Here is an 8128-nt window from a genome sequence, read left to right as displayed (position 1 = left end):
CGGGCATGGCCCGGCGCTACCTGCGGCGCCCGGTTACGGTAGCGCCGGGCCATGCCCGGCGGATGCGTGGCGTGCCGCCCTGCACCAACCGCTCAGCCGCCAATGGCTATACTCGGGGCATGAAGATCCCCCATCGAAACGCCATCCTGATTCCGCTGGCAGCGGCCTCGCTGCTGCTCCTCGCCGCCTGCGGCAACAAGGGCCCGCTGGTACTGCCGCAGAAGCCGGTGCCGGTGGAAGAAGCCGTCGAACCCGCAGCCGAGCCCGCCACCGAGGCGACTCCGGTGGAAACCCAAGGAACCGCCACTCCGGCCACGACCGTGGACCCGGCTGCACCGACGACCCAGCCGGCACCCGCGCCAGCGAAGAAGGCGGGCAGCGGGAATGAGTAAGGCCGGTTCCAAGGCCTTGCGCTTCAGCAAGATGCATGGCGCGGGCAATGACTTCGTAGTGATCGACCTGCGTGACGGTACTGCGCCGCCCACGCCTGAACTGGCCGCGCGCCTGGCCGACCGCCACACCGGTGTCGGCTGCGATCAGATCCTGACCATCGAGGCGCCACGTGCGGAAGGCTCGGTGGCCTCGTACCGCATCTGGAACGCCGACGGTTCCAATTCCGAGCAGTGCGGCAATGGCGCGCGCTGCATCGCGGCCTGGCTGGTGCGCGAGGGCAGCGCGCAGGGCGATGCATTCGTCATCGACAGCCCGCTGGCCAGCCATGAGGTGAAGGTGCTGGGCGAAGGGCAGTTCGCGGTGACGATGGGCGTGCCTGCCTTCGAGCCGGCCAACGTGCCGCTGATGGGCTTCGCCCACCCGCGCGAGGAATACCTGCTGCCGCTGCAGGGCGAGAGCGTCCGCTTTGCTGCGGTGTCGATGGGCAACCCGCATGCGGTGATCGAAGTGGGCTTGATCGATGCCGCTCCGGTTGAACGCGTGGGTTCGCTGCTGCAGCAGCACGCGTCGTTCCCGCGCTCGGTGAACGTGGGCTTCGCCCAGGTGATGAGCCCGGCCCACGCCCGCCTGCGCGTGTTCGAGCGCGGTGTCGGCGAGACCCTGGCCTGCGGCAGCGGCGCCTGCGCCGCCGCCGTGACCCTGATGCAGCGCGGCCGCCTGCAGCGCGATGCGCGCATCAGCCTGCCCGGAGGTGACCTGCGCATCCAGTGGCCGGGCGATGGCCAGCCGGTGGTGATGGCGGGCCCGACCGCATTCGTCTTCGAAGGGGAGTGGATGGCATGACCGAAACCGTCGACAAGCTCGGGGCCCATGAAGTCGCCGCCTGGTTGCGGCGACATCCCGGCTTCCTCAAGCAGTTCCCGGACCTGGCCCTGACCCTGGTGGTGCCGCGCGATGACGGCCCGACCGCATCGCTGGCCAGCTACCAGCTGGAAGTGCTGCGCGAGAAGAACCGCGAGCTGGCACGACGGTTGGCCGATCTGGGCGCCACCGCCCAGGTCAATGAACGCCTTGCGGTGCGCACGCACCAGCTGACCCTGGCACTGATGAAGCAGGACAACGCGGCCGATACCCTGCGCGCGATGGCCGCATCGCTGCAGGAAGACTTCGCCGGCGACCTGGTGCGGCTGGTGGTGCATGCGCCGGTGGCCGGGCTGGAACAGGCCGACTGGCTGCAGGTGATTGCTGCCGATGATCCGCAACTGGGCCCGTTCCGCGATTGCCTGAACGACGGCGAGCCGATCTGCGGCCGCCTGCAGCCGGAAAAGAATGCCGTCCTGTACGGCGTGCGCAGCGAGGAAGTGCAGACCACCGCGCTGCTGCCGTTGCCGGGCGTCGGCCTGATCGCAGTCGGCAGCCACGACCCGAACCGCTTCTACCCGGGCATGGGCACGCTGTTCCTGCGCATGATGGGCGACGCCCTGGCCACTGGCCTGAAGCGCTTCCACGACTAAGCAGGACCGGACGACGATGAGCGCGGTACAGGCCTTCCTGCAGCATCTGCAGGTGGAGCGGCGGATGTCGGCGCATACGCTTGACGCCTACCGCCGCGACCTGGACGCGCTGTCGGCCTGGGCCGAGCCGCGTGGCGTGGCGGTGGAGGCGCTTGATGCCGATGCCTTGCGCCAGTTCGTTGCCGATGAACATCGCCGCGGCCTGTCGGCCAAGAGCCTGCAACGCCGCCTGTCGGCCTGCCGCAGCTTCTATGCCTGGCTGCTCAAGCACGGGCGCATCGAGGTCAGTCCGGCGGCGACACTGAAGGCGCCGCGTGCGCCGCGCCGGTTGCCGCAGGTGCTTGACGCCGACGAAGCCGTGCAGCTGGTCGAGCTGGAACCGGAAGGCGAGCTCGGCCGTCGCGACCGCGCGCTGCTGGAACTGTTCTATTCCTCCGGCCTGCGTCTGAGCGAAGTCTGTGCGCTGACCTGGCGCGACCTGGATTTCGACAGCGGGCTGGTCAACGTGCTGGGCAAGGGCAACCGCCAGCGCCGCGTGCCGTTCGGGCGGCCGGCACGCGAAGCGCTGCAGGCGTGGCGCGCGGAAAGTGGCGGTGGACCGGCCTCGCCGGTATTTCCCGGCCGCAACGGGCCGATCAGCCAACGCGCGGTGCAGATACGCATCCGCCATCTGGCGCAGCGCCAGGGCCTGTTCAAGCAGGTGCATCCGCACATGCTGCGGCACAGTTTCGCCAGCCACATCCTGGAATCCTCCGGCGACCTGCGTGGCGTGCAGGAACTGCTCGGCCATGCCGACATCGCCACCACGCAGATCTATACCCACCTCGATTTCCAGCACCTGGCCAAGGTCTATGACGCCGCGCATCCGCGCGCGAAGCGTCGACGCAGCACCGAGGGCAGCGGAGAAAGCTGAACGTTGCCCCTGCGTCAGCCGGTCGCGGGTGGCTTGAAGGGCGCAGCGCAGTCCCCACCTCTGGTTCTGTCACCCCGGAGGCATCATGGACCCCAGTCAGAACCCCAACGTTTTCCACGCCACCACCATCGTCTGCGTCCGTCGCGGCGAGCACGTGGCCATTGCCGGCGACGGCCAGGTCACGCTGGGCCACACCGTGATGAAGGGCAACGCGCGCAAGGTGCGCCGCCTTGGCCGCGACGGCCAGGTGCTGGCCGGCTTCGCCGGTGCCGCCGCCGATGCCTTCACCTTGTTCGAGCTGTTCGAGGCCAAGCTGGAAAAGCACGGCCAGCTGCAGCGCGCCGCGGTCGAGCTGGCCAAGGATTGGCGCACCGAGCGCCGCCTGGGCAAGCTCGAAGCCCTGCTGGCAGTGGCTGACAAGGAAACCTCGCTGATCATCAGCGGCACCGGTGATGTGATCGAGCCGGAGGACGGCATCATCGCCATCGGCTCCGGTGGTTCGTACGCCCTTTCGGCTGCGCGGGCGCTGATGGCGCACACCGAGCTGGATGCACGCACCATCGCCAGTGAAGCGATCGGCATTGCCGGCGACATCTGCATCTATACCAACCGCAACGTGGTGGTCGAGGAGCTGTGAGGGTCGTGCCGGCTGCTGGCCGGCAACCTCATGTCCCCCGCACGCGTGCCTGGTTGCCGGCCAGCGGCCGGCACTACCGACAATGAATCCGTGAGCACAACCATGCCGAAGATCGAAGTTTCCTCCGCCACCATGACCCCGCGCGAGATCGTGCAGGAACTGGACAGGCACATCGTGGGCCAGCACGACGCCAAGCGCGCCGTGGCCATCGCCCTGCGCAACCGCTGGCGTCGCATGCAGCTGCCGGCGGAGCTGCGCAATGAAGTGATGCCGAAGAACATCCTGATGATCGGCCCGACCGGTGTCGGCAAGACCGAGATCGCGCGCCGCCTGGCCACGCTGGCCAACGCACCGTTCGTGAAGGTCGAAGCCACCCGCTTCACCGAAGTGGGCTACGTCGGCAAGGACGTCGAGCAGATCATCCGTGACCTGGCCGACACCGCGGTCAAGCTCTATCGCGAACAGGCCAAGGTGCGCGTGCGTACCCAGGCCGAAGAACGCGCCGAAGACCGCATCCTCGATGCGCTGCTGCCGCGTCGTAGCGGCGGCATCGGTTTCGATCCTGAAGTCGCCCGCAACGAACCGTCGGCGCAGGACAACGAGACCCGCATCAAGTTCCGCAAGATGCTGCGCAACGGTGAGCTGGACGAGCGTGAGATCGAGCTTGACCTGGCGGCCAATGTCAGCATGGACATCATGACCCCGCCGGGCATGGAGGAAATGGGCCAGCAGCTGAAGTCGATGTTCGCCAACCTCGGCGGCGGCGCGAAGGCGCACAAGCGCACGCTGACCATCAAGGCTGCGCGCCCGCTGCTGATCGAGGAAGAAGCGGGCAAGCTGGTCAACGAGGATGACATCCGTACCGCCGCAATCGAGGCGTGCGAGCAGCACGGCATCGTCTTCATCGATGAGATCGACAAGGTCGCCAAGCGTGGTGACAACGTGGGCGGTGGCGACGTGTCCCGCGAAGGCGTGCAGCGCGACCTGCTGCCGCTGGTGGAAGGCTCCAACGTGTCCACCAAGTACGGCACGATCAAGACGGACCACATCCTGTTCATCGCGTCGGGCGCGTTCCACCTGGCCAAGCCCAGCGACCTGATTCCGGAGCTGCAGGGCCGTTTCCCGATCCGCGTGGAACTGGGTGCGCTGAGCAAGAATGACTTCGTGCGCATCCTGACCGAGCCGAAGGCCGCGCTGACCAAGCAGTACGAAGCGCTGCTGGCCACTGAAGGTGTCAAGGTCAGCTTCACCGCCGATGCCATCGAGCGCCTGGCCGAGATCGCCTTCCAGGTGAACGAGCGCCAGGAAAACATCGGCGCGCGCCGCCTGCATACGGTGTTGGAGCGCCTGCTGGATTCGCTCAGCTACGAGGCGCCGGACCGCGATGGCGAAACCCTGGCCATCGACAGCGCCTACGTCGATGCACACCTGGGTGAGCTGGTGCAGGACCCGGACCTGAGCCGCTACATCCTGTAACGCCCGATCCGGTCGGATCCCCTCGCCACGGCGAGGGCCCTGACGCCATCCGCTGCAACAGAAAAGGCCGCCGAAAGGCGGCTTTTTGCGTTGGCGCTCAGCGCGATTGCCGCGTGCGGTAGGCCTGCAGCACCTGGTCGATCACCGCACTGGTGCGGGCGGCGCTGATGCCGTCCGAGGGCGAGTGCCCGTTGCCGCGCAGTTCATCCACGAGAGAGGCGATCAACGGTTGCTGGATCGACGACGGGTTGGGAATGTCGAAGGTCTGCACACCCGCTTCGTTTTCCAGCACCACCGGAACATCCTCGAAGGTCGCAAAGCGCAGCTGGCCGCGGTCGCCGGTGATCTCGACCTCATCCTGGCGGCGGAACGCGCAGAAGCTCCATTGCGCGATGCCGTGCGCGCCCGTTCCAGTGCGGAAGCACATCGAAACGCTGTCCTCGGCGGCATAAGCGCCGGTCAACGAACTGGCCAGGCCGCGCACATCGCTCAGCGGACCCAATAGATGATCGAGCAGGTCCAGGGTGTGCGAGCCCAGATCGACGAACAGCCCGCCGCCGGAGATTGCGGGATTGGTCCGCCAGAAGTCCGGCGATGCGGCATTCACCGAATGCGGCCGATGCAGGGTGGCGCGAACGCTGCGCGGTGTACCGATCGCGCCGCTGTCCAGCAGCTGCTTCACCTGCGCGAATCGGGGCAGGGCGCGGCGGTAGTAGGCGACGAACACGGGCACGCCACGGCGTGCACTGGCTTCCAGGATGCGCTCGCATTCGGCGAGGTCCAGGGCCATGGGTTTCTCGATATAGACCGGCTTGCCCGCCGCAATCGCCTGCAATGCGTACTGCATGTGCGTGGAGGGCGGTGTTGCAACGTACACCGCGTTCACGTCCGGATCGCCGATCAGCGCGTCGGCATCCGTGTACCAGCGGGGCACCGCGTGGCGCCGCGCATAGTCTTCGGCCAATGCGGCATTGCGGCGCATGACCGCCGCCACCCGTGAGCCGGGTGTGCTGGCCAGGGCGGGGCCGCTCTTCTTCTCGGTGACGCTGCCGCAGCCGATGAAGCCCCACACCACGTTGTCCAGGATCATGGGTCTGTCCTCACAGTGGGGCTGCGGTGGCGGCAGTGAACCCGCTCATGCCTCGGGCAGCGGCTCGGGCACGGTGCCGGGAACGAACACGCCGTCCTTTACGTAGGCGGCCAGGGTCATGTCCAGTGCGAGCATGCCATCGCGCTTGAGGTCCATCAGTTCCGGTTCGACCATCGCACCGTGCAGTACGCCCAGCACGGTGGCGTGCAGCATGCGTGCGGCGATCTTCGGGTCTGCACCCTCGCGCAGCTGGCCCAGGTCCTTTGCCCGGCGCAGGGCACGTTCCATCCGCTCCAGTCCATCGCGGAAACCGGCCTGCTGCAGTTCGGTCAGCACCTTGGTGTCGGCCGAGGCATCGCTGCGCAGCATGATCTCCATGGTCTTGCGCAGTCGCTCGTCCTCGGACAGTTCGATGAACGAGTGGATCATCACCGCGCGCAGGTCGTGCACCGGCGTGTCGCGCTGGTCGGTCGAGGTGCGCTCCAGCTCCTGCATGAAAGGCAGATGCACGCGTTCGACGATCGCGGCCAGCACCTCGCTCTTGTTCTTGAAGTGCCAGTAGACCGCACCGCGGGTATAGCCGGCGCGGGCACCGATCATCTCCAGCGTGGTACGGGCCACGCCGTGTTCATGGAAGCAGGCTTCGGCGGCGTCAAGGATGCCTTCCCGGGTTGCCTGGGTGTCCTCTTTGGTCTTGCGGGCCATGGATGGGTACGAGTGCGGGTGAAACGTGGCTGAATTGTACCGGTTTACAAACAAACAAGCATGTATGTATATTTCGCTCCCATCATTCCCGTCGTGTGCGTGGCAGGCCGGTCCGGTTACCACTCCCCGCTGGTGAGCGTTGCCTGCTGGCGCTTTCGGCCTGTATCAGCGCGATTTGAGATTCCTTCCCCTAAGAGCCTTTCCGTCATGTTGCTGAGCCGAATCCGACCCTTTGCACTGTCGCTGGCGATCGCCGCGACCGTGGCTGCCTGCGGCGGCCAACCCCAGGCCCCCGAGCAGGGCCCGGGTGACGTCACTGTGGTCACGCTGAAGTCCGAGACCGTGGGCCTGACCCGCGAACTGCCGGGCCGTACCAACGCCTACCTGGTCGCCGAAGTGCGCCCGCAGGTCAATGGCATCGTTGCCAAGCGCCTGTTCACCGAAGGTGGCATGGTCAAGGCCGGCGAGCCGCTGTACCAGATCGAGGACGCCAGCTACCGCGCCCAGGCCAACAGTGCCCGCGCCCAGCTGGCCCGCGCCGAGGCCACCGCCAACGCCGCCCGGCTGAGCGCCAAGCGCATCACCGAGCTGGCCAAGGTCGATGCGGTCAGCCAGCAGGACCTGGAAAATGCCGTGGCCGCGCAGAAGCAGGCCGAGGCGGATGTCGGCGCCGCGAAGGCATCGCTGGATGCGGCCAACGTCACCCTGGGCTACGCCCGCATCACCGCGCCGATCAGCGGCCGCATCGGCAAGTCCAGCGTCACCCAGGGTGCGCTGGTCAGCGCCGGCCAGGCCAATGCACTGGCCACCGTGCAGCAGCTGGACCCGATCTATGTCGACCTGACCCAGTCTTCGGCCGAGCTGCTGCAGCTGCGCCGCGAACTGGCCGCCGGCCGCCTGCAGGACAACCAGACCCTACCGGTCAGCATCCTGATGGAAGACGGCAGCACCTTCGAGCACAAGGGTACGCTGGAGTTCTCCGAAGTCAGCGTCGATCCGACCACCGGCAGCTTCGGCCTGCGCGTGAAGGTGGACAACCCGGACGGCCTGCTGATGCCGGGCATGTACGTGCGTGCGGTGATCGGCGGCGGCGTGCGCAGTGATGCAGTGCTGGTGCCGATGCAGGGCATCGCCCGCGATCCGAAGGGCGACACCACGGCGATGGTGGTCGGCAAGGACAACAAGGTCGAAGTGCGCCCGGTCAAGGTCAGTCGCACGGTCGGCGACAAGTGGCTGGTCGAGGACGGCCTGAAGGCCGGTGACAAAGTCATCGTCGAAGGCCTGCAGAAGATCGGCCCCGGCATGCCAGTCAAGGCCACCGAAAAGGGCGACGCACCGGCCAAGCCGGCGGCCGGTGCCCAGCCTGCCGCCCCGGCCGGCGACGCGAAGTAAGCGGAGAA

The 8128-nt window shown here is 67.2% G+C and carries 9 protein-coding genes; 7 read left to right on the top strand and 2 right to left on the bottom strand.

Annotated features, from left to right (window positions below):
* Nucleotides 1–119 precede the first annotated feature (119 nt).
* The 6 genes from HMPREF3114_RS10585 to hslU all read left to right on the top strand — a co-directional run bounded on the left by HMPREF3114_RS10585 (nt 120) and on the right by hslU (nt 4933).
* A complete protein-coding gene (locus HMPREF3114_RS10585; protein ID WP_053497552.1) occupies nt 120–392 on the top strand; it encodes an LPS translocon maturation chaperone LptM in 273 nt (90 codons plus the stop codon).
* On the top strand, nt 385–1236 hold the full coding sequence (dapF, locus tag HMPREF3114_RS10580; protein ID WP_053497550.1) for a diaminopimelate epimerase: 852 nt from the start codon (nt 385–387) through the stop codon (nt 1234–1236). The genes HMPREF3114_RS10585 and dapF overlap by 8 nt, the downstream gene beginning before the upstream one ends.
* Complete coding sequence (locus HMPREF3114_RS10575; RefSeq protein WP_005419445.1) at nt 1233–1907, top strand: DUF484 family protein; 675 nt, start codon at nt 1233–1235, stop codon at nt 1905–1907. Before dapF ends, HMPREF3114_RS10575 begins: the two co-directional genes overlap by 4 nt.
* A 16-nt stretch (nt 1908–1923) precedes the next feature.
* Nucleotides 1924–2820 (top strand): tyrosine recombinase XerC, encoded by an 897-nt coding sequence (xerC, locus tag HMPREF3114_RS10570; RefSeq protein ID WP_053497549.1) that lies wholly within the window; start codon nt 1924–1926, stop codon nt 2818–2820.
* 85 nt (nt 2821–2905) lie between these two features.
* Nucleotides 2906–3457 (top strand): ATP-dependent protease subunit HslV, encoded by a 552-nt coding sequence (gene hslV, locus HMPREF3114_RS10565; RefSeq protein WP_005411093.1) that lies wholly within the window; start codon nt 2906–2908, stop codon nt 3455–3457.
* 102 nt (nt 3458–3559) lie between these two features.
* Nucleotides 3560–4933 carry an ATP-dependent protease ATPase subunit HslU gene (gene hslU / locus HMPREF3114_RS10560; RefSeq protein ID WP_070489736.1) on the top strand — a complete coding sequence of 458 codons (1374 nt, stop codon included), beginning with the start codon at nt 3560–3562 and terminating at the stop codon, nt 4931–4933.
* Nucleotides 4934–5030: 97 nt separating this feature from the next.
* Here hslU and HMPREF3114_RS10555 read toward each other — a convergent pair whose 3' ends face one another.
* Both HMPREF3114_RS10555 and smeT read right to left on the bottom strand, forming a co-directional pair.
* Complete coding sequence (locus HMPREF3114_RS10555; RefSeq protein WP_053497545.1) at nt 5031–6023, bottom strand: Gfo/Idh/MocA family protein; 993 nt, start codon at nt 6021–6023, stop codon at nt 5031–5033.
* A 45-nt stretch (nt 6024–6068) separates the two neighbouring features.
* Nucleotides 6069–6728, bottom strand: a complete 660-nt coding sequence (smeT, locus tag HMPREF3114_RS10550) for an efflux transporter SmeDEF transcriptional repressor SmeT (RefSeq protein WP_049454998.1) — start codon at nt 6726–6728, stop codon at nt 6069–6071.
* Between the two features lie 207 nt (nt 6729–6935).
* On the opposite strand from smeT, the gene smeD reads away from it, so the two are divergent.
* Nucleotides 6936–8120: a multidrug efflux RND transporter periplasmic adaptor subunit SmeD gene (gene smeD / locus HMPREF3114_RS10545; RefSeq protein ID WP_053497543.1), complete on the top strand. Its 1185-nt coding sequence runs from the start codon at nt 6936–6938 to the stop codon at nt 8118–8120.
* Nucleotides 8121–8128 lie beyond the last annotated feature (8 nt).

The sequence above is a fragment of the Stenotrophomonas sp. HMSC10F07 genome, from assembly GCF_001807895.1.
GTDB classification, from domain to species: Bacteria; Pseudomonadota; Gammaproteobacteria; order Xanthomonadales; family Xanthomonadaceae; genus Stenotrophomonas; species Stenotrophomonas sepilia.
The sequence above is the reverse complement of the archived record's forward strand: the minus strand, read 5'-3'. Positions and strand labels throughout refer to the sequence as shown.